Here is a 21117-nt window from a genome sequence, read left to right as displayed (position 1 = left end):
CTATCGGGACAAGCGGGAAAGCATCTCCCGGCAAAGCCTCGGACCCGGAGCTGCGGAGGCGAATCCGCACAGGCGGATGCTTCCGCCGCAGCGGAGGCGGCAGCGGCCTGGGCACACGGAGCCGCGTAGCGGGAGTGCAAACGCAACGGTGCCCGCATGGAAGCGGATGAAGACCGGGATTTAAGCGAAACTCGATACGCACGCCCGAATAAAAACGCCTGATCTGCCAATTCCGGCAGATCAGGCGTTTTCTTTTACCGCTCGCGACGGGGTTGCCCCCACGGAATGGGCTGTGACTATTGCAGGCGGTTATCGCGGCGGAAGGCGCCACCGCCACCGAAGTTATTACCATTACCGAGAGGCATATCGCTGTCGAAGAGTACGGCGCGGCGAGAGGACTTATCGCTGCAGAACAGGTCATCACCAGCCGCTGGGCTTACAGCCTCCGCAACCGCCTCTATCACCGACAGCGTTACCATCATCCTAAGCGTCACCGCCGCCGAAGTGCCCACATTACCGAAAATGTCGCTGCTGCCGAAGGGCCAACCGCCACCGAAAGGGGCCGCCGTTACCGGTCCCCGCTGTCACGGCCTAGTTATGGGTAACCACGGCCCCGGAACCGCCGTACATGTCCAGTTCGTCCTCCAGTTCGATTTTCAGCACGGTTACATAGTCGTGGGTATCCTCCGGGGTCAGATGAATCCAAGTGGTTCCGGGTATCTGAAACCAGGGCACGCCCCCGTGGATATCGTACGTGAGCTCTTTGCCCGAATGCAGAACGGTAATCGTGCGGATTTTGCTGGAAAGCCCTTTGAGGCAGACCGATTCTTTCGGATCGTCGTACACGAACAGATAGAGCGTTTTTTTATCTTTGGACAACGTGCTGCCCCCCAGATAATAGCGGGTGAGAATGCCTTCCCGTGTTCCGTAAACGGCTTCTTCGTGAGTCCGGATCCAGCTTCCGAGGCCCAGCAAAATTTGCTCCTGCCGGGGATCGACGGTGCCGTCTTCCTTGGGCCCGATATCGAGCAGCATATTTCCGCCCATGGAGATGCAGTCGCAGAACATCCGGATGATCTGATGCAGAGATTTATAATGGTTGTCGTCCGGAACGTAGCCCCAGGAGCTGTTGATCGTCGTGCAAAACTCCCAGGGGCCCTCGGGTCTCGTAATCGGCAGCCCCTGCTCGGGGGTTTTATAGTCCCCGTGTCCCTGCAGACGGGAATTGATCATGATCTCGGGATTGAAGGAGAGCAGGTAGTTTTTAAAAGCGGGCAGGTTCCACTGCTTGGCGCTCCGTTCCCAATCCCCGTCGAACCAGAGCAGATCCACTTTCCCGTAATTCGTCAGAAGCTCCCGCAGTTGTTCATTGTTAAACGTCAGAAAGCGCTGCCATTTTTCTTCGTCCTGAACGCCGTCCAGAGGATTTGAGAAGGGGTTGGTCCGACCCGGCTCCTCGGGAACTCTGCCGCCCTCGTAGACGCTGGGATAATCGGGATGGGACCAGTCGATCAGGGAGAAGTACAGGCCCAGCCGGATTCCTCTTCGGGTCACCGCATCGGCGTATTCCCGGATGATGTCCCGGCCGGCCGGCGTGCTTTTGACCACATTTAGATCGTTGGCCTGCGTATCCCACAAAGCGACGCCGTCGTGATGCTTCGTTGTGAGAACGGCATATTTTGCGCCGGACTTCTCGATCAGATCCGCCCATTTGTCCGCATCAAAGTTCCGGGCCGTAAAGCCGCCGAGCTGCTTCATATAATCCTCGTACGAAATGCGCCCGTTGTAGAAGGACCACGACTCGGCGATTCCGTTAACCGCATAAATCCCGTAATGAATGAAAATCCCCAGCTTCGCGTCCTCGAACCACTGCTGTACCATCTGTTATCCTCTCCTTTTCGCGTAACGATTCTTAAGCAGTATCTCACATTCCGCATGCGCTGGATTGATGTGGTTTTTGACGTGCGTCTGCGGAGAACAAGAATAACCAACCGCCTGTTTGGGGAGGATTGGTTATCTTTGCGTTCAGGGGACCCGAAGCGGGCGAATCCCGCCAAGAATATGTCTTTTTTGTTATCCAAATACCGGAAACCGCGAATTTACTCCCTAACGGAGCAGGCCGCCACGAATGATGTAGGGATTGAAAATGACATATTTACGGACTCCCGCCCCGGGGGATACACTTTTGAAAACGCTACCAAAACTAAACGGAAAGGAGTGATACGATGCAGGCAAAAGCAAGCATCCGCACGGCAGGCACGGCGGGGCGCCCGAAAGCGGGTACAGAAAGGAAGCCGGTCTGGAAACGGATGGTTTTAAACTGGGAACTGTATGTGTTTATCGCCCCGGCGTTCCTTTACTTTCTTATTTTTCATTACGGGCCCATGTACGGCATCCTGATCGCTTTCAAAAATTTTATTCCTACCAAAGGAATATGGGGGAGCCCCTGGGTCGGATTCGATCATTTCGTCCATTTTTTCGAGTCGTATTATTTCTGGGATCTCTTGTGGAACACGCTGAGCATCAGCTTGTACGATCTTGCCGTCGGGTTTCCGATTCCGATTCTTCTGGCGCTCGCTTTTAACGAAGTGCGGGACGGATTTTTCAAACGGATGGTGCAGACCGTCACGTACGCCCCTCATTTTATATCCGTTGTCGTCATGGCCGGAATGATCATTACGTTCCTGTCGCCGTCTACGGGGATTCTGGTGCATCTGATCGAGAAGCTCGGCTTCGAGGCCCCGCAGATTTTGACGGACCCGAACTGGTTCAAAACGATGTATGTGTTCTCGGGCGTGTGGCAGAGCGCAGGCTGGGGAACGATTATTTACTTGGCGGCTTTGTCCGGTGTGGACCCGCAGCTGCACGAAGCGGCCATTATCGACGGCGCCTCGAGATTCCAGCGCATCCGGCACATTAATATCCCGACGATCGTACCGACGATGACCATTTTGCTCATTCTGAATATGGGAAGCCTCTTCGGGGTCGGGTTCGAGAAAATCCTGCTGCTGCAAAATCCGCTCAACATGGAGGCGTCGGATGTCATTTCCACCTTCGTCTACCGTTCGGGCCTGGTCAACGCCCAGTACAGCTTCTCGGCGGCGGTCGGATTGTTCAACTCCGTTGTAAGCGCCGTGCTGCTGGTGACCGTGAACCAGATTGTCCGCCGTACCAGCGAGAACAGCTTATGGTAAACAGAAAGGAGGGAACCGGATGAGCTCGACCGTTAAAGATACGGCGCAGGATAAACTGTTCCTGATCAGCACGTATGTCTATGTCGCGATTGCCCTCATTCTTGTGGCTTATCCCCTCGTTTATATTTTGAGCGCTTCGATCAGCAATCCGAAGTATGTCGGCTCGGGCGAGATGTGGCTGTTCCCGAAAGGACTCACGTTCGAAGGGTACCAGATCGTTTTTGCCAACACGAAAATCTGGATGGGGTACGCCAACACGATTTTGTATACGGTGGTCGGGACGGCCGTTAACCTGCTCGTCACGATTCCGGCGGCGTATGCGCTCAGCCGCAAAGATTTTGTGGGCCGCAACTTTTTTATGGGCATGTTTATGGTGACGATGTTTTTCGGAGGCGGCCTTGTGCCCACGTACCTGCTCGTCAAGGGCCTCGGGCTCATGAACAGCATGTGGGCGATCATTTTGCCTTCTGCGGCGTCCATCTGGAACATCATCGTGTCGAGGACGTTTTTTCAAACCTCTATTCCGAAGGAACTGCAAGAAGCGGCCCAGATCGACGGCTGCACGAATATGCGGATGTTTCTGAAAATCATCCTGCCGCTTTCGATGCCCATCGTGGCTGTCATGGCGCTATTTTACGGAGTCGGCAACTGGAACAGCTACTTCTCGGCGCTGATTTACCTGCATGAAGAATCCAAGTATCCGCTTCAGCTGATTTTGCGCCAGATTCTCGTGCTTCAGGAGATGTCGGCCCAGACGGGCGGCTCGCTGGATGCCTCGACGGCGTCGGCGCTCAACAATAAAGCCGAGATTGCGGCGCTTGTCAAATATGCCGTTATCATCGTGTCCACGCTGCCGATTATTGCGATCTACCCGTTTCTGCAGCGCTATTTCGTGCAAGGCGTCATGATCGGTTCCGTCAAGGGCTGATCTTGCCATACACCATACAAGGGGAGGATTTTATTTATGAAAAAAGTGTTGAAGTCAGGCTCGCTTATGCTCGGTCTTACGCTTGTGATAGCAGGTCTGTCCGCCTGCGGCTCCGCCGATAAAGCCGGGGAAGCGGGAACCGGTAAAAACGCCTCCGAAGTGAAAAAGGACGGGTTCCCGATTGTCGATAAACCGATGACGATGACCTTGATGGCTCCCGATGTCGGCGTGCAGGACTGGAATAAAATGCAGGTGATGCAGGAGATGGAGAAACTGACCGGCATCAAGATGCAGTACCAGAACGCGCCGATCGACAGTTTCGATTCGAAGAAAAACCTCGTGTTCGCCAGCGACAGCCTGCCGGACGTGTTCTTCGGGGCGGACATCAAGCCGGCGGAGCAGGTAACGTACGGCAGCCAGGGCGTGCTCCTTCCCCTTGAAAACCTGATCGACAACTACGCGCCGAACTTGAAGAAAATCCTCGATGAGCATCCGGAGATCCGCAAAAACATGACGACTCCGTCGGGCCATATTTACGCGCTCCGCACGATCGACCTGTCGGCGGTCTGGTACCGCGGTCCGATGTGGTACAACGGCAAATTCCTGAAGGCGCTGGGCATGACGAAGCTGCCGGAGACGACGGAAGAGCTGTACACCTACCTCAAACGCGTGCAGGACGAAGACCCGAACGGCAACGGCAAGAAGGACGAGGTTCCGCTGACCTCCGTTAAACTCGACGACCTGCGGATGTTTTTCCTCGGATTCTGGGGCATCTACGACGAGGTTGTTTACGCCGACAAAGCGGGCAAGGTCCATTACACCCCTCAGGAGGAAGGCTACAAAGGGTATTTAACGTTCCTGAACCGCTTGTGGAAAGACAACCTGCTCGATCACGAGACGTTCTCCCAAACCGACGAACAGAAGAAAGCGAAAGGCAAAAACAATCGCGTCGCGCTGTTCAGCGATTACTACCCTTACTTCACGCTGGGCACGGAGCCGGACGAGAGCAACCCGATGATGAAGCCGGTCAAGAGCGAAGTGCCGGATTCACCCGTTTACGGCAAACACCCGGGCATTTCCTCCAACGGAACGTTCGCCATCACGAAGAGCAACCCGAGTCCGGAAGCGGCCATGCGCTGGGTCGATTATATGTACGGGTACGAAGGGGGCACGCTGTTCGCCCAAGGTCCGGAGGATGTGCTCTGGAAGTACACGGACAAGGAGAAGCACGTGAAGGAATGGAAGCCCGTACCGGGCGGCGGCGACCGCGAAGAATACAGGGGCACGCTGACGCCGAATTACGGCATTCTCGTGCCGGGTGCGGCCAGCAGCGAGCTGTCCAAAGGGCTGAAGACCGATTTCGATAAATGGATCGACAAAGAAAACGAAGAGAAGCTGACGCCGATCTCCAAAATCCCGTTCCCGAGCGTCTTCCTGACGGAAGAAGAGCAGGCGGAAGTGACCCGGCTTAAATCCGATCTGGATACGTATGTTAAGCAGATGGAAGCAAAGTTCGTAACCGGCCAGGAACCGCTGGCGAACTGGGATGCATATGCGGGTCAACTGAAGAAAATGGGCAGCGACAAGATCGCGGGCATCTATCAGGCGGCGTACGACCGCTGGAACCAGGGCAGCGGGAAGAAGTAGAGCCTGCCGAATGCGCGGACGCTGCCACATGCCGAACGGGCAGACAGGGCGCTCCTCTTCCTTCGTTAAACGGACAATCGCCGCCGCACATCGGCTGTCCTTACGCGCCACAATAAGCAGGCCCGCCCCCGTATAATCGGGGAGCGGGCCTGCGGGCAAGGGGGCGGGCGAAGGCCGGGTTCATTTCATGCGGGAGCGTCGGACGGCCATGGGCTAAAGGATGCGGATAGACCGCCTGCCGGACCGCGAGTCCAACTGTCAGCCGCACCTTCAACGGAACCTCATTCGAGGATCTTCTGCCGCGTGTTCCGGCCCTGTATGGCGGTTAGCCGCATCGAGCCTGTCGTCGGTTTCTCCCGGCTAAGCATGCTCGCCCGACGTGTTCAGCGTCCGGTATTGACCCGGCGTATAGCCCGTTTCCTTTTTGAATTTGCGGATGAAATTGGGGGTATCCAGATAGCCGACGCGGACGATGATCTCTTTGAGCGGATCGTTCGTCGTTTTCAGCTGATGCATGACCTCGTTCATCCTTTTTTGCCAGATATACTGGATAAAATTGATGCCGGTCTTCTCCTTGAACGTCCGGCTGAGATAAGAAGGCGAGATCCCGTATTCGGCGGATACGACCTCCAGACTGAGCGTGTGCTCCATGAAATGCTTGTCGATATACCCGACAATACGGTCCATGAGGGAGTGCTCTTCCTTCGTCCGGTCCCGTTCCACCTGCGAGCAGATCCGGGCGGCGAGGTTCAGGCAGATGGCTTCAAACTCCTCGGATGAATTGAAGTTGAGCTTGGACAGAACGTCCTGCGTCAAGCCTTGAATACCGAGTTCGGACGCGGTCTTCAGCAGGGTCGTCAGGATATCGTAGTGGATCAGCCGCAGATGCGGGGCGCTCAGCCCGGCTGCCGGCAAGTTTTTCAGCGCTTCCTGAAGGGTCTGCTCCGATACGTCATAGCTGCCTTGTTTCAGACTTTGGGACAGCTTCAACAGCACGTTGCCGGGAATCCAGAAGGTGCTGCGCTCCGGCGTACTGGACAGCTTTTCAAAAAAGGTAACGCTTCCATGAACGGTCAAAATGTTCGATTCAAACGCGGAACACGCTTCGATGTACGACTGGTTTAAGTGCGCGTGGCTCGTATAAGCCGTTCCGATCCCGATAACCGGCGAAGCATCGAACAGCTCCAGCAGATGGGTCCGGATGCCTTCCACGATCTGCTGCATCTGACCGAAAGGCGGCGTCTGTCCGGCGGGATCGAATCCGACGACAAGCGCAAGCTGATTCGGCTGGGGAAGCTCCACGCTGTAAGCTCTGGCGGCAAGCCCGGGAAAATCGACTTCGGCAAACAGCTGGATCATCGTCTGCCAGTCGTCCTTGCTGTCGTGCAGATGAGAGCGCTTGTCAAAACCGATTACCATCGCAAAGTGGCGGTCATGGTCGAATTTCAGATCGAAAGCTTCGAGAAGATCGGCCGACAGGCTCTTGGTCTGCCCGTATTTAAGCAGCATGAGCAGGGCGTGATTGCGGGCGTAAGGCTCCTGAAGATCCGCGCGGGTGCTGTGTTCCTGCAGGGAAATTCGGATTCGCTCGAGTTCATTGCCCGAAGTCCGGCTGCTTCTCGATTTGGAGCTGGCGAAATGGACCAGGTTCGAGATAGGCAGGTACTGCATCCGGGCAAGCAGCAGCGCCAGGGCGGCGCCGACGATCACGACGATGGACACCAGCAGAATAATAAAGCTGCGCACATGCAGCACGCTGCTGAAAAACTGGGCGCTCGGCATCAATGTGACGTAAGTCCAGCCGTTTTTATCGGATTTTACGGATACGACGGAGTGGGACTGTCCGTTTAACGCCTGATTGTGGATGCCCGGAGGCAGCTTGAACAAAGCGCCGAGGTCGCCTGCCGTCAGCGATTCCTCGTTTCCGTTGTTCGTCAGGATCTGCCCGTTGTTGTCAAAAATGTACGTCAGCCCGCGGTAGCTGCCGAGAATGGAGTCGATCAGTCCGGTGAGTTCCGACTCCGGAATAAAGTACATCACGGTCCCGTGAGGGACCGGACTGTTGGGCGTAATCGGCACCAGGTAAGCGAGAATCGACTGCTGCAGGGATGTCGGCTGGCTGACGAGGTCCGCCGGCCGCATTTTTGGAAATTTAAGCGTATTCAAATCCTGCCGCAGCCCGTCCTGGGTCCAGGTGTGGAAGCTGTATTTGTCCGAAAACACGTCCAGCCCGGACATGCCGAAGGACGAATAAATTTTATCGTCGTCGTGATAGTACAGGAACAGATCCCCGATAATGGAGCTGGTCGCTTTGTAGTTATCCAATGCGCTGATCGCTTCCCGGCTGTAATAAGGGTCGTGGACCTTGTAAAGCGTCAGCCGTTCGTCGTAAGAAATCCGGGACGCGATTTCGGTCAATTCTTTGACCCGGCCGTCGATGATGGTTTTCGTCTGATTGAGCTGGTTAAGGTGAGACTGCTCGATTTCGGACTGAAGATTGCTCACGGCGCTGCGGTAAATGAAGATCGTCGCGAACGCCAGCGGAATAAGCAGGATGAACAAATACGACCAAATATATCGCATAAAAAGCTTCGATTTAAAGTAATCGGATTTCATTTGTTGTTCCCTCCTGTTTCGGGTTGATTTAGCTTCTAAGCGGTGTTTTTGAAAGGAATATCCATAATCATACCAAAAAAACAGCGGATTCATAGGGCAGTTCGTAGGATTTATGAAAGGGATTACAAAAAAAAACGGCTTGCCTGGAGGTTAAGTGATGAGTGAGATGAACGCAGAGACACAAGAAGGGACGCCGGCGACCGTCGTGGAAGGCGTACACAATTACAGCCGGGAAGAGGACTGGGTCAAACCGGACGATCCCGTGCTGCTGGAGCGGCTGGAGTGGTTCCAAGACCAGAAGCTGGGGCTCATGATGCACTGGGGACCGTACTCCCAGCTCGGTGTCGTGGAGTCGTGGGCACTGAGCGACGCGGATGCGGACTGGTCCCGGGACGGAATCGACTGGGACGTGAGCGCGGAAGAGCTTAAACGCGAATATTTCGGGCTGAACCGCACGTTTAATCCGCTCCGCTTTCAGCCCGAGCTTTGGGCCGGACTCGCCGCAGACAGCGGCTTCAAGTACTTGAACTTTACGACGAAGCATCATGACGGCTTCTGTATGTGGGATACCCGCACGACGGATTACCGCGTGACGCATCCCGCCTGCCCGTTCCATGCCCACCGGCATGCGGATATTTGCGGCAGGCTGTTCGACGCTTTCCGGGCGAAGGGACTGGCGATATCCGCCTACTTCTCGAAAGCGGACTGGCGCTCGCCCTACTACTGGGCCCCGGGTATGGAGCGGGGCGGCCGCACGTCGCGGGGAACTTCTTACGACACGAAGGAACACCCCTGGCTGTGGGAGCAGTTCGTGAAGTTCACGCACGAGCAGATCAGCGAGCTCATGACCCGCTACGGGCGCATCGACATGCTCTGGCTGGACGCCGGCTGGGTGAACGCGGCGAACAACCAGGACATCCGGCTCGGCGAAGCCGTGGAGAAGGCGCGCGATCTGCAGCCTTGGCTGCTCTGTGCGGACCGGACCGTCGGGGGGCCGTACGAGAATCTGATCACCCCCGAGCAGACGCTCCCGGAGCGCCCCCTGCTCGTCCCGTGGGAGAGCTGCATCACGATGGGGACGTCGTTCTCGTTCCGGTACGAGGACACGTATAAAACCGTCCGCCAGCTTGTCCATCTGCTCGTCGAGATCGTGGCGAAGGGCGGCAACCTCGCCCTCAACGTCGGGCCGCAGCCGGACGGAAGGCTGCCGGAGACGGCCGTGGCGAGGATGAAAGGACTCGGTGCGTGGCTGAAGGTAAACGGCGAAGCCATTTACGGAACGCGCATCTGCGAGCCTTACGGTTCCGGCAGCTGGCGTTTCACGCGGAAGGGGGAGACCGTTTACGCCTTGTACCTGGTCGAGCGGGAACAGTCGCCGATGGAAGCGGAGATGTGCATCCCCCTCCGGGATTCCTTTGCCCGGGTTGAGCTGCTGGACGGGGACATACCACTGGATTACCGGCTGACCGAAAAAGGAATTACCGTCCGCCTGCCGGAGTCTGTCCGGGAGAAGGAAGCACCCGAGGCTGTCGTGTTCCGGCTTTCCGAGAAGTAGGGCGGCTCTTTCCGGAACATTTTTATCCACTTAGAGAAAGGGGTGATCGGCATGGCGTTAAGCGGAGTGCCGGAACCGCGCATCACTTTTGCGCCCAAGCATTACTTGTGCAGGCGGGCGTCCGGGCCGCTGGAGCTTGACGGACGGATCGACAAGCCGTTCTGGGAAGCGGCCGACTGGACGGAAGATTTTACGGATATCGAAGGAGACGCCAAGCCGCATCCGTCCAAACGGACCCGGGTCAAAATGCTCTGGGACGACCGGTATTTCTATTTTGCGGCGGAGCTGGTGGAGGACCAGATTTGGGCGACGCTTACGGAGCGGGATTCCGTCATTTTTTACGACAACGATTTTGAGATTTTTATCGATCCCGACGGCGATACCCACGAGTATTACGAATTTGAGATGAATGCCTTGAATACGGTCTGGGATTTGTTGCTCGTCAAGCCTTACCGGGACGGAGGACCGCCCGTCAACGGCTGGGATATCGGCGGGTTGAAAACGGCCGTTCATATAGACGGGGAGCTGAACAATCCGGATGCGGACAACCGGAAGTGGACGCTGGAGGTGGCGATGCCGTGGTCCGCTCTGCGGGAGTGCGCGCCTGAGAACCGCCCGCCGGTCCAAGGAGAATTCTGGCGTGTGAATTTCTCCCGCGTGCAGTGGCGGACGGAGACTTCGGACGGCTCTTACCGGAAAATGATTGATCTCCAAAGCGGCAACCCTTATCCCGAGGACAACTGGGTCTGGTCTCCGATGGGAATCGTCAACATGCATTATCCCGAGCTGTGGGGCTATGTGGTGTTTGCGGACGGGGCCGGGCCGGAGAGCTTCACGCTGCCGGACGATGAACGCGTAAAGTGGGAGCTGCGGAAGCTGTATTACCGGCAGCGCAATCGTTATGAACAGTCGGGTGTTTTTATAAGCGATGTCAACGAACTTCTTGGCTGTGAGCCATGGAACATCGTTCCGCAGGTTGAAACGACGGCAAGAAGCTTTCAGATTTGCGCCGCCTCCGCCGACGGCAAAGCCGCCTATGTGATCCGCGAGGACGGAAAACTATGGAAGGAGTGAGAGACAGATGAACGCGAATACGAATGAAAATCCGAATCTGAACAATAAGCCGGTTAAGAACCGGAATGAGGCTGAGAAGCCGAACGTCAATTTCCTTGAAAACGATTGTTTGAAAGCGGATTTGAACGCGGATTTGGGGGTTGATCGGAACGCGGTTCTCCGTCCGGATTTGTCTGTTTTTTCTATGGATGCCGAAGAACTGGCGGAAGTGCAGAGGAAATTCAACATCAAGCGGGAGTTCGCCCGGGCTAAAGAAGAGGAGCTTTTCGGCGTGTTCCGGCAGAAGCTGACCGAGGAAGAAGCGTGGGCGCTCAAATTTCTTTTCGCGTATATGCCCTTAAACGATTTGGCGGATTACGACGGAACCTTGTTTTTAAACCATGTCCGCACGACGCTTGAAATCCGCGCCAAAGTACCTTGGGGCCGGCGAGTGCCGGATCGTCTGTTTCTTCACTTCGTGCTGCCTCTCCGGGTGAACAGCGAGAATCTGGAAGACTGCCGGGGCGTTCTTTATGAGGAACTGGCGGAGCGGACCAAGCATTTACCGATGGAAAAGGCGATCCTGGAGACCAACTATTGGTGTTACGAGAAAGCCACCTACGTCGGAAGCGATCTGCGGACGATCTCGCCGCTGACGATGCTGAGAAGCGCGCAGGGACGCTGCGGGGAAGAGTCGACGCTCGCGGTTTCCGCGCTGAGGAGCATCGGCATTCCCGCCAGGCAGTGCTACACGCCGCGCTGGGCCCACTGCGACGATAATCATGCCTGGGTGGAGGCTTGGGCCGATGGACAGTGGCATTATATCGGCGCCTGCGAGCCCGAGCCGGCACTGGACCGGGGCTGGTTCAGCGCGCCCGCCCGGCGGGCCATGCTGGTCAACACCCGGGTTCACGCCAACTACCCGGGACCGGAACCGGTTACGCTGGCCGAAGAGTGGCTGACGGAAATCAACCTGCTGGAAACGTACGCGCCCGTACGGACGGTGACCGTTGCCGTCAAAGACGAAGAAGGCCGGCCGGTTGAGGGCGCGCGGGTCCTTTTCCAGCTGTATAACATGGCGGAGCTGTACCCGATTGCCGTTATTACGACCGATTCGGAGGGCCTTGCCGTGTTCAGGACGGGATGGGGAGATCTGCTCGTCCGTGCCGTCAAAGACAGCCTTTGGGGAGAAGAGAAGCTCTCGGCTGCGGGCAGCTCCAGCCTGGTTATGACGATCCGGAACGCGGAGGAGCCGTCGGGGACGCTGGACGTCGATATGGTGCCGCCTCCCGAGCGGGAAGGCGAGGCCCTGTCCGCGGTTACCGAGGAGATGCTGCGAGTGCATCAGGCACGGGAGCAGGAGGGAGCCGCGGTCCGTAAAAGCTTCGAGGATACGTTCCTCGGCGAACAGGACGCGGTAAAGCTGGCCGGAGAACTCGGTCTTCCCCCGGAGCGGGTGTGGGACGTGCTGCGCATGGCCAGGGGAAACAGCCGGGAAATCCGCGATTTTCTCCGGGAGCGGACCGCCGCCTGCGGAGTGTGGCCTCTCCGGCTGCTGGAAAGCATGAGGGACAAAGACATGCTGGATACGTTCCGTCCGACTTTGGACGATCATCTCCTGCACGCCTCGAAATGGGCGGATGCCTGGGAGGAGGACGTGTTCGTCCCGTATATTCTTTGCCCGAGGGTGCACTTCGAAATGATCGGACCGTACCGGCGGCTGTTCGAAGAAGCGTTCACGGCAGAGGAGGCTGCCGCATACCGGAAGGACCCGTCCGGGCTTGTGCGCCGTTTTGCCGCCGAATTCGAGGTGCGGGATGACTTGACGAATCTCCCGGGCCGGGCTTCCGCCGCAGGCAGCTTCGCGCTGAAGAAAGGCGACCGCCTTTCCCTCGATATTATGTTGGTCGCCGTCTGCCGCAGCCTCGGCATTCCGGCCCGGCTTCATCCGAATAATCAGAAGCCCCAGTTTAGGCTGGACGGCGAATGGATCAATGCCGGTTGGCGCGAACGCGAAGAAAGCAAAGCGCAGAGAGGGACGCTGCTGCTTCGCCAGCCGGGCGGGCACGCTCATCCGGGCGCTGCCGAGCCGCAGGCGTCTGGCCCGCATTCAGACTCCGCGGCGTCTGAAGAGTCCGCCGCAGCGCCCGCCCCGGAGGCTTCCTACTTCCAGAACCTCACTGTGGCCCGGCTTGAGGACGGTCTTTACCGGACGATCGTGTTCCCTCACGGCAAGAGCGACTTGTACGCGGAGCCGCTAGAACTGGAAGCCGGCAGCTACCGGCTGACGACCGGGACGCGGCTTAAGGACGGGACGGTACTGGCCCGCTTCCGCCATTTTACCGTTGTTCCCGGCCGGCAGACGAAGCTGACGCCAACCTTCCGCACGGCTCCTTCCGATGTTCCCGTGCTCGGTTCCGTGGACGGGAACACCGTTTTCGGCAGCCTGGAGGAGAACGGAGAAACCCGTACGCTTGAAGATTTGGCGGGCGGACGTGCCGTGCTGGCGGCCTGGATCGAACCGGAACGGGAGCCTTCCAAGCATCTGATCCGTGAGCTTACAGAGCTTTCCAATTTGTATGCTAAAGCGGAAGCAGCCGTTATAATGGTGGTAGGCGACGACCGGAGAACGGTTTCATTCGATCCCGCCCGTTATGGCGCACTGCCTGCGGGGACTCATTTTGTTCGGGATGAAGGTTACGTTTCCCTGGATGAATTTAACGCGAAGCGTCCGCTGCCCGATGCCGGTTTTCCGCACGTATTCGTTGTAGACCGGAAGGGACAAATCCGTCACACCCAGTCCGGGTACAAAGTGGGATCCGCTAGGGAAGCTTTGCAAATTTTCGAAAATTTGTGTGAGAACGATTAGGAGGAAAACACCGCAATGAGCAAACCTTATGTAGTAGCGGGCTATGTCGTCGATGCCGGACTCCCGGACGTAATCGGGGAAGATCTCGGCAAGCTGACCCATTTGAATGTGGCTTTCGGCCATGTCCGGGAAGATGAAATCCGGGTTGATCATCTTGCCCATCTGGATGAGTTAACGCGTTTTAAAACCGTCAATCCGGAGCTCGTTCTGCTCCTGTCTGTCGGCGGATGGGGAGCGGGCGGATTTTCCGAAGCGGCCTCCACCGAGGAAGGCCGGAGACGGATGGCGCAGTCCGCCGTGAATATCCTCCTGGCGCATCCGTTCGACGGGATTGATCTGGACTGGGAATATCCCTGCTACTCCGCCGCAGGTATCCAGTCGAGCCCCGAGGACAAACGGAATTTCACGCTGCTTCTGCAAACGATCCGGGAAGCGATAGACGAACAGGGACGCAAGGACGGACGCCGTTACCTGCTGACGATCGCGGTGGGGGCCGACCAGTATTATCTGGACGGTACGGAGATGGACCAAGTGCACCGGTATCTCGATTTTCTTCAGGTGATGACATACGACATGCGGGGCGGCTTCCAAGTTCTCACGGGGCACCATACGAATCTTTACAATTCTACGGGGGATCTGTTCCGCATCAGTACGGATACGTCGATTAACCTGTACCTCGGTGCAGGGGTACCCCGCGATAAAATCGTGGTCGGCGCCGCTTTTTATTCCCGTCAATGGGAGAAGGTGCCGGATACGGCAAACGGGCTTCACCAGATCGCCGGAGGCTCGGGCGGATACGGTCCGGATTATACGACGCTTGCAAACGACTACATCAATAAAAACGGCTATGTCCGGTATTGGGACGAGGAAGCGAAAGCGCCTTACCTGTTCAACGGCAGCTCGTTTATCACCTATGACGACGAGGAATCCCTTCAGCATAAGTGCCGGTACGTCGAGGAAAAAAGCCTGGCGGGCATCATGTTTTGGGAGTACGGCTGCGATAAAACCCGCCGTTTGCTGGACAGCCTGCACCAGGGCATGCATAAAGCGGTTGACAGCGCTTCAAAACCCTTTTAAAATCAAAACAACATGAAATCACATAAAGCCACATAAAAGAAGGTGGACCGCGTATGGCAAAAACGATTGTCCTTGTATTGGACGGACTGCGCTACGACGTCATGCTCTCATCCATGGGTTATTTGAATCATCTGGTCGAAAAGTCGCAAGCGGCTTTGTACAAAGTGAAATCGGAGCTTCCGAGCCTCTCCAGGCCGCTTTACGAGGTGCTTCTGACAGGGACGCCCAGTTACATAAACGGGATTACGGCCAACCATGTCGTCAGGCTGTCCCGTTTTCCGAGCGTCTTTCATCTGGCCCGGCAGCAGGGCTTGACGACAGCCGCGGCGGCTTATCACTGGGTGAGCGAACTGTACAATTCGGCGCCGTTCGATTACGTGGCCGACCGCATACAGCATGACGAGAGCAAGCCGATTCAGCATGGCATGTTCTACTATGAGGACTCTTATCCGGATTCCCATCTGATCGGGGATGCCGAATATTTGCGCCGGACGCACGACCCGGACTTCCTGTATATTCATCCGATGAATATCGACGATGCGGGCCACAAATTCACGTCCGATTCCGCCCGGTACCGGGGCCAGGCTCTGCATATGGACGGACTGCTTGCCGTTCTCCTGCCCGTTTGGATGGAGCAGGGCTATCAGATTCTCGTTACATCCGACCACGGCATGAATGAAGACGGGCATCACGGCGGGACGGGCGACGCGGAGCGTGATGTTGGTCTGATCGCGATCGGGGACCGGTTCACGCCGGGCGTGTACACGGACAGTTACCTGCCCCAGTTGGCGATTGCTCCTTTGATCTGCTCCCTGCTTGATATTCCGGTGTCCTCCCATATGGCGGACATTCCGGTGACCGGCTTCCGCAAGTAGGCGGGAATTTCCCGCGCTTCGGGCGCCCCAAACGAACCTGCCTGAACCGGTTTATAACCGGAGCAGGCAGGTTTTTGTTTGGCTGGCTCGGAGTCAGGCCGACCTACAGCTTGAAACGTGCTGACTCACAAGCCTAACTGGGCTTAACTGCAAAAAAACCTGCCTGACCGAGGCCCTTATGCCGTTGGTCAGACAGGCTTACTATCACTTTTTTTGTCTGCGAGGAATAATAAGCAATCCAATTAATAATAAAATACCGCCGGTAATCGCGATGGCTATTGGGATAACTGTGGCAAGAGGGTTACCAGAAGCGTAGTTGATATCAGAGTAATATCCTATCATAGGGACACCGCTATTTTTTATTAAATAAATATCTAAAGGATCGTTAGAACGATTCTCACTCGTCACATGTTTTGCAGTCATTTTTTGTTGATTATCAATATAGTATATAGTCCAACTGGCTTGATCCTTCATTGTTTGCACAATTGCAACCCAATCATTTTTATTGCTGGACTCCTCATTTTTGTGGATAGTGAGTACATTCACCCAAACCCCGCGAGTATAATTTCCGTCTTTTGCAGGTGCAACATCTGTTGATCCAGGTAGTTTTTCTCCATTCAACAATATTTCTACATGTATAAGATTGTCCTTAGGTGTATCAATAACTTTTATATTATTGTTATTTATCTCCAAGGAATTTTTAGTAACATCTTGTTGAGTTATCGTATAGGTTGTGTTCAACGAGCGTTGAATTTGGTTCTCTTTGTACATCAAATATAAAGGATTACTAGTAGCCAAAATTATCATTATACCCAGTACAATTAGAAATATGGAAGAAAATTTCTTCATATTTACAGCCGCCTCTATCAACTATCATAGGGATGTTAGTAATTTCATCGTAACCTATGTATTTGGAGGATAGTAGTTCTATTTTTAATAGGTCTTAATTGTTCAGACGCGAACCGCAGCAAAAAAACCTGCCTGACCGAGGCCCTTATGCCGTTGGTCAGACAGGCTTTTCTTGACTGGACAACGGCTGTTCCTTCGCCGTCCAATCTTTTTTTTACATAAACTTCCGGTGGCTCTTCTTCCCGTCGTACGCAAACAGCACCGCTTTGTCTTCCACCACGCTTTGCAGGTAGACGGGTTTGCCCCACAGCCGGTACAAGTACGGCAGCGTTTTTTCCACGTATTTCAAGTCGAGCTCGACGCCTTCGTACGAGTGCCGCAGGTAAAGCTCGCCGTTGCGCTGGTAATCCCCGTCGTACACTTCCAGATAAGGAAAGCCGCCGTTAACCCGGGAATATACCAGCTGGTCCCGGATGTTTTTCCAGGTCTTGTCGGTGATTTTCCATTCCGGCCCTTTTTTCTCGAACACATACAGATCCAGGTCTTCGACCAGCTCTTTGGTCATGTAATTGCGGATAAAAGACGTGTCCGAATCGAATTCACGGACCTCGAAAATTTTGTTCCGCCCTTCGCCGCCCCGCCGTCCGTACTTTTCCCGTTCTTCCTCTTTCGGATTGTCCCAGCGCTTCTCGATATCCTCGAAGATTTTGAGCCCGAGGTAGTAGGGGTTAAGCGTATGTCTGGACGGCTGGACTACGCCCGAATTCAGCTTGGAGTACTCGATCGTCTCCTCCTCGGTCAGATCAAGCTCGCGCAGAATGCGTTGATGCCAGTACGAAGCCCAGCCTTCGTTCATGATTTTGGTCTCCATCTGCGGCCAGAAGTAGAGCATCTCGTCGCGCATCATGGTCATAATATCGCGCTGCCAGTCCTCCAGGTGGGGAGCGTTCTCTTCAATGAACAGGAGAACGTCCTTCTCCGGCTTCGGCGGAAAACGGACCGGCCGGCTTTCTTCTTCATCCGGTTCCGGGTCCTGCCGCTCCAGATCCCACAGGTCTTCGTAGCCGGTTTTCGGTCTGCCGTTCCTGCCGAGCTTGTCGCTCTCCTTGTCGTCCTGTTCCTCCGGCTTCCTGCGTCCCGGCGTCGTCAGGCTCGGATCGACGTGCTCCTGCACGGCCAGCACGCAGTCCAGAAACTCCTCGACCCGCTGGGTCCCGTACTCGATCTCGTATTGGCGCACGCGCTCGGCGGTAGCCGACATGCTTTCCACCATATTGCGGTTGGTGCGGGAGAAGCGCGCGTTGTTCTTGAAAAAATCGCAGTGAGCGAGGACGTGCGCAACGATCAGCTTGTTCTGGATCAGCGAGTTGCCGTCGAGCAGGAAAGCGTAGCAGGGATCGGAATTGATGACCAACTCGTAAATTTTGCTGAGCCCGAAATCGTATTGGGTCTTCATCTTGTGGAAAGTTTTTCCGAAGCTCCAGTGCGAAAAGCGGGTCGGCATTCCGTAAGCCCCGAACGTATAAATGATATCGGCGGGGCATATTTCATAGCGCATCGGATAGAAGTCGAGGCCGAATCCTTCGGCCACTTCCGTAATTTCCGCAATCGCATGTTCAAGCTGGCGTATTTCGTCCGGTGTCAAATGAGTTCGCCTCCCTCGGTACGGGGTGTGAAGAAGGATCGGAGCGCCTTGTACACTTCGGATTTTTCCCGGATGATGTAATGCATAAATTTCGGATGATGAATATTGCGGTAAGCGGACATGAGCGTCGAGCTCCGGTTGTACTGGTTGACTTCGCCGTAACCGAACATGTTGGAACGTTCCATTAACTGTCCGATCAGCTTCACACAGCGTTCGTTGTCCGAGGTGAGATTGTCGCCGTCCGAGAAATGGAACGGATAAATGTTATACTGCTCCGGCGGATATCGGGAGTCGATGATGTCCAGCGCGGCCTGGTATGCGGAAGAACAGATCGTGCCGCCGCTTTCGCCTTTTGTAAAAAACTCCTCCTCCGTCACTTCTCTCGCTTCCGTATGATGGGCGATGAACACGATTTCGACATGCTCATATTTCGTCCGCAGAAAACGCGTCATCCAGAAGAAAAAGCTCCGGGCGATAAACTTCTCGAACGATCCCATGGACCCCGACGTATCCATCATAGCGAGGATGAGAGCGTTGGAATGGGGCTTTTCCACTTCGTTCCACGTTTTGAAACGCAGATCGTCCGGCGAAATGCCGTGGATGCCGGGATCGCCCTGCGTGGCGTTGCGCCGTAAATTTTCGAGTATCGTCTTCTTCTTGTCGATGTTGGACATGATGCCTTTCTTGCGGATATCGTTAAAAAGCACTTCCTTCACCGCGAAATTTTTCTTATCTTTGCGCTGCAGGAACGGCAGTTCCAGCTCCTCAAAAAGCAGAGCCTGCAGCTCCTCGAACGAAACCTCGGCCTCGTAATAATCCTCGCCCGGCTTATCGCCGGCTCCCTCGCCTTTGCCTCCTTTGGAGGAAGGCTGGGGATCTACGCCGAGAACGTCGCCGACTTGACTGTCGCCGTCGCCCTGTCCGACATGCTTGCTTTTCTGGTAGTTATATCGGAACCGGTACTCGTCGAGTGAGCGGATCGGGACTTTGACAACCTGCTTGCCGTTGGACAGAATGATGCTCTCATCGGACACGATGTCGGGCAGATTCTGTTTGATCGCATCGCGGACTTTTTCCTGGTGTCTCGTCTGGTCCTGGTAGCCTTTGCGGTGAAGTGACCAGTCCTCTCGGGAGACGATAAACGAAGAGTCTGTCATGATGGGCACCTTCCTTGTGGAATATGGGGCACAGTTTGGCCTGTTGTTAAGTAAGTATATTCACGGGAAGGGACGATATGTGATCGGGAGCGAGATAAAATGTGAGGAATCGGGAACATGCCTGCATCCGCGCCTGGTTAGCATTAAAAAAACGATATGGTATACTGAAAGCATTACGATTGGAAAAGAGGGAATCCATTGATCGATCATATCGTGCTTGTAAAATTCGGCGAATCCACGACGCAGGAGCAGCTTCAGGACGTTATCGCCCGATTTAAAGCGTTGAAGAACCACCTGTCCGGCGTCATTGACCTGCAGGCGGGCCTTAATTTCTCCCCCAACAACCAGGGGTATCAGCTGGTCCTTTCCGTCCGCTTCGAAAACCAGGAAGCGCTGGAAGCTTACGGGCCTCATCCGGAACATCAAGCCGTCGCCGCTTATATCCGCGAAGTCGGCCGTGTGGACAGCATTGTGGTTGACATCCGCATCTGATCGGGGAGCGGACCCGAAGATATAAACGTACATACGAAGCCGTGTGCCGGATGGGTGCCGGCTTCCTTTTATAGGATAGGAAGGCGTTCCGAATACGAACAGAGGAAGGAAGAATCCGTTTATGAAAAAGAATCGTCTGGGACAATCCGATCTGTTTATAAGTGAAGTGGGGCTCGGCTGCATGTCTCTCGGGACGGAGGAAAAAAAGGCGGTCGAACTCGTCCGCCGGGCTCTGGATCTGGGCATAACGTTCCTCGATACGGCCGATTTGTACGACGAAGGCCGCAATGAAGAGCTCGTCGGCAAAGCCGTCCGCGGACGCAGGTCCGAGGTTGTGCTGGCGACGAAAGTGGGCAACCGCAGAGTGCCGGGCCAAGAAGGCTGGACGTGGGACCCGTCCAAAGCGTATATCAAATCGGCAGTGAAAGACAGCCTGAAGAGGCTTCAGACCGATTACATCGATTTGTACCAGCTTCACGGCGGTACGCTGGAGGACCCGATCGACGAAACGATCGAGGCTTTCGAGGAACTCAAGGAGGAAGGGCTCATCCGCCATTACGGGATCTCTTCGATCCGGCCGAACGTTATCCGCGAATATGTGAAGCGCTCCGGCATCGTCAGCGTAATGAGTCAATACAGCATCCTGGACCGTCGGCCGGAAGAAGAGGTGCTGCCCCTGCTTGAGGACAAAGGCATCAGCCTGATTGCCCGCGGTCCGGTAGCCCGGGGCATTCTTACCGCAAGCGGAGAAGAGAAAGCCGCTCAGGGCTATCTCGATTACAGCCCGGAAGAACTGCCGCAGGTACGCAGGCAGCTGCTTGAGGCGGTCGGCCCCGGCAAGGACCCCGGCCATATGGCCATCCGCTACGCGCTGTCCCATCCGGCGGTAGCCGCCGTCATCCCGGGGGCCAGCTCCTTGGAGCAGCTCGCGCACAACGCGGAGGCGGCAGCGGCGGACCCGTTGTTCGCGGAAGAACTGGAGGAGATTCGCCGGATCTCCAAGGCTTCCCGCTACGCGCAGCACCGTTAGGAACAGCGCCGCCCCTATTCACTCATTTGGGCTCCGCCTAATATCCTTTCAGGAGAGAACGACACAAATGAGGTGAATGGGAATGGAAGAGTGCGATAACGTGTACAACACGTTCTGATTTTATCCCATA

16 protein-coding genes are annotated in these 21117 nt (G+C 55.6%); 10 read left to right on the top strand and 6 right to left on the bottom strand.

Features of this window, described 5'->3' with window-relative positions; all coding sequences use genetic code 11:
- Positions 1–296: 296 nt before the first annotated feature.
- On the bottom strand, positions 297–482 hold the full coding sequence (locus tag AC2TF6_RS22625; protein ID WP_491308601.1) for a hypothetical protein: 186 nt from the start codon (positions 480–482) through the stop codon (positions 297–299).
- 109 nt (positions 483–591) lie between these two features.
- On the bottom strand, positions 592–1881 hold the full coding sequence (locus AC2TF6_RS22620; RefSeq protein ID WP_491308600.1) for an alpha-L-fucosidase: 1290 nt from the start codon (positions 1879–1881) through the stop codon (positions 592–594).
- Between the two features lie 344 nt (positions 1882–2225).
- Between AC2TF6_RS22620 and AC2TF6_RS22615 the strand changes: the two genes are divergently transcribed.
- From AC2TF6_RS22615 to AC2TF6_RS22605, 3 genes are read left to right on the top strand one after another with little or no spacing between them, the layout of a single operon-like run.
- Complete coding sequence (locus tag AC2TF6_RS22615; protein WP_491308599.1) at positions 2226–3194, top strand: ABC transporter permease; 969 nt, start codon at positions 2226–2228, stop codon at positions 3192–3194.
- Positions 3195–3213: 19 nt separating this feature from the next.
- Positions 3214–4122 (top strand): carbohydrate ABC transporter permease, encoded by a 909-nt coding sequence (locus AC2TF6_RS22610; RefSeq protein ID WP_491308598.1) that lies wholly within the window; start codon positions 3214–3216, stop codon positions 4120–4122.
- A 36-nt stretch (positions 4123–4158) separates the two neighbouring features.
- The gene (locus AC2TF6_RS22605) at positions 4159–5769 is read left to right on the top strand and encodes an extracellular solute-binding protein (protein ID WP_491308597.1); all 1611 of its coding nucleotides are present in this window, start codon (positions 4159–4161) and stop codon (positions 5767–5769) included.
- 360 nt (positions 5770–6129) lie between these two features.
- Here AC2TF6_RS22605 and AC2TF6_RS22600 read toward each other — a convergent pair whose 3' ends face one another.
- Entirely contained in the window at positions 6130–8385 is a 2256-nt protein-coding gene (locus tag AC2TF6_RS22600) for a helix-turn-helix domain-containing protein (protein ID WP_491308596.1), read from the bottom strand.
- A 157-nt stretch (positions 8386–8542) separates the two neighbouring features.
- Between AC2TF6_RS22600 and AC2TF6_RS22595 the strand changes: the two genes are divergently transcribed.
- The 5 genes from AC2TF6_RS22595 to AC2TF6_RS22575 are packed head-to-tail and all read left to right on the top strand — an operon-like array spanning position 8543 to position 15814.
- Positions 8543–9940, top strand: a complete 1398-nt coding sequence (locus tag AC2TF6_RS22595) for an alpha-L-fucosidase (protein ID WP_491308595.1) — start codon at positions 8543–8545, stop codon at positions 9938–9940.
- A gap of 51 nt (positions 9941–9991) precedes the next feature.
- Entirely contained in the window at positions 9992–11014 is a 1023-nt protein-coding gene (locus AC2TF6_RS22590; RefSeq protein WP_491308594.1) for a carbohydrate-binding family 9-like protein, read from the top strand.
- A 7-nt stretch (positions 11015–11021) separates the two neighbouring features.
- Positions 11022–13862: a transglutaminase domain-containing protein gene (locus AC2TF6_RS22585; RefSeq protein ID WP_491308593.1), complete on the top strand. Its 2841-nt coding sequence runs from the start codon at positions 11022–11024 to the stop codon at positions 13860–13862.
- Between the two features lie 15 nt (positions 13863–13877).
- Positions 13878–14939, top strand: a complete 1062-nt coding sequence (locus AC2TF6_RS22580) for a glycoside hydrolase family 18 protein (protein WP_491308592.1) — start codon at positions 13878–13880, stop codon at positions 14937–14939.
- A 53-nt stretch (positions 14940–14992) separates the two neighbouring features.
- On the top strand, positions 14993–15814 hold the full coding sequence (locus AC2TF6_RS22575; RefSeq protein ID WP_491308591.1) for an alkaline phosphatase family protein: 822 nt from the start codon (positions 14993–14995) through the stop codon (positions 15812–15814).
- Between the two features lie 204 nt (positions 15815–16018).
- Here AC2TF6_RS22575 and AC2TF6_RS22570 read toward each other — a convergent pair whose 3' ends face one another.
- The 3 genes from AC2TF6_RS22570 to yhbH all read right to left on the bottom strand — a co-directional run bounded on the left by AC2TF6_RS22570 (position 16019) and on the right by yhbH (position 19465).
- A complete protein-coding gene (locus AC2TF6_RS22570; protein WP_491308590.1) occupies positions 16019–16663 on the bottom strand; it encodes a hypothetical protein in 645 nt (214 codons plus the stop codon).
- 214 nt (positions 16664–16877) lie between these two features.
- On the bottom strand, positions 16878–18308 hold the full coding sequence (locus AC2TF6_RS22565) for a SpoVR family protein (RefSeq protein WP_491308589.1): 1431 nt from the start codon (positions 18306–18308) through the stop codon (positions 16878–16880).
- Entirely contained in the window at positions 18305–19465 is a 1161-nt protein-coding gene (yhbH, locus tag AC2TF6_RS22560; RefSeq protein WP_491308588.1) for a sporulation protein YhbH, read from the bottom strand. Before yhbH ends, AC2TF6_RS22565 begins: the two co-directional genes overlap by 4 nt.
- A gap of 198 nt (positions 19466–19663) precedes the next feature.
- Here yhbH and AC2TF6_RS22555 point away from each other — a divergent pair, with 198 nt between their 5' ends.
- Together AC2TF6_RS22555 and AC2TF6_RS22550 are read left to right on the top strand one after the other, a co-directional pair.
- On the top strand, positions 19664–19957 hold the full coding sequence (locus AC2TF6_RS22555) for a Dabb family protein (protein WP_491308587.1): 294 nt from the start codon (positions 19664–19666) through the stop codon (positions 19955–19957).
- Between the two features lie 121 nt (positions 19958–20078).
- Positions 20079–20987, top strand: coding sequence for an aldo/keto reductase (locus AC2TF6_RS22550; RefSeq protein WP_491308586.1), 909 nt, complete (start codon positions 20079–20081; stop codon positions 20985–20987).
- Positions 20988–21117 lie beyond the last annotated feature (130 nt).

The sequence above is a fragment of the Paenibacillus sp. JNUCC 35 genome, assembly GCF_058269095.1.
The sequence above is the reverse complement of the archived record's forward strand: the minus strand, read 5'-3'. Positions and strand labels throughout refer to the sequence as shown.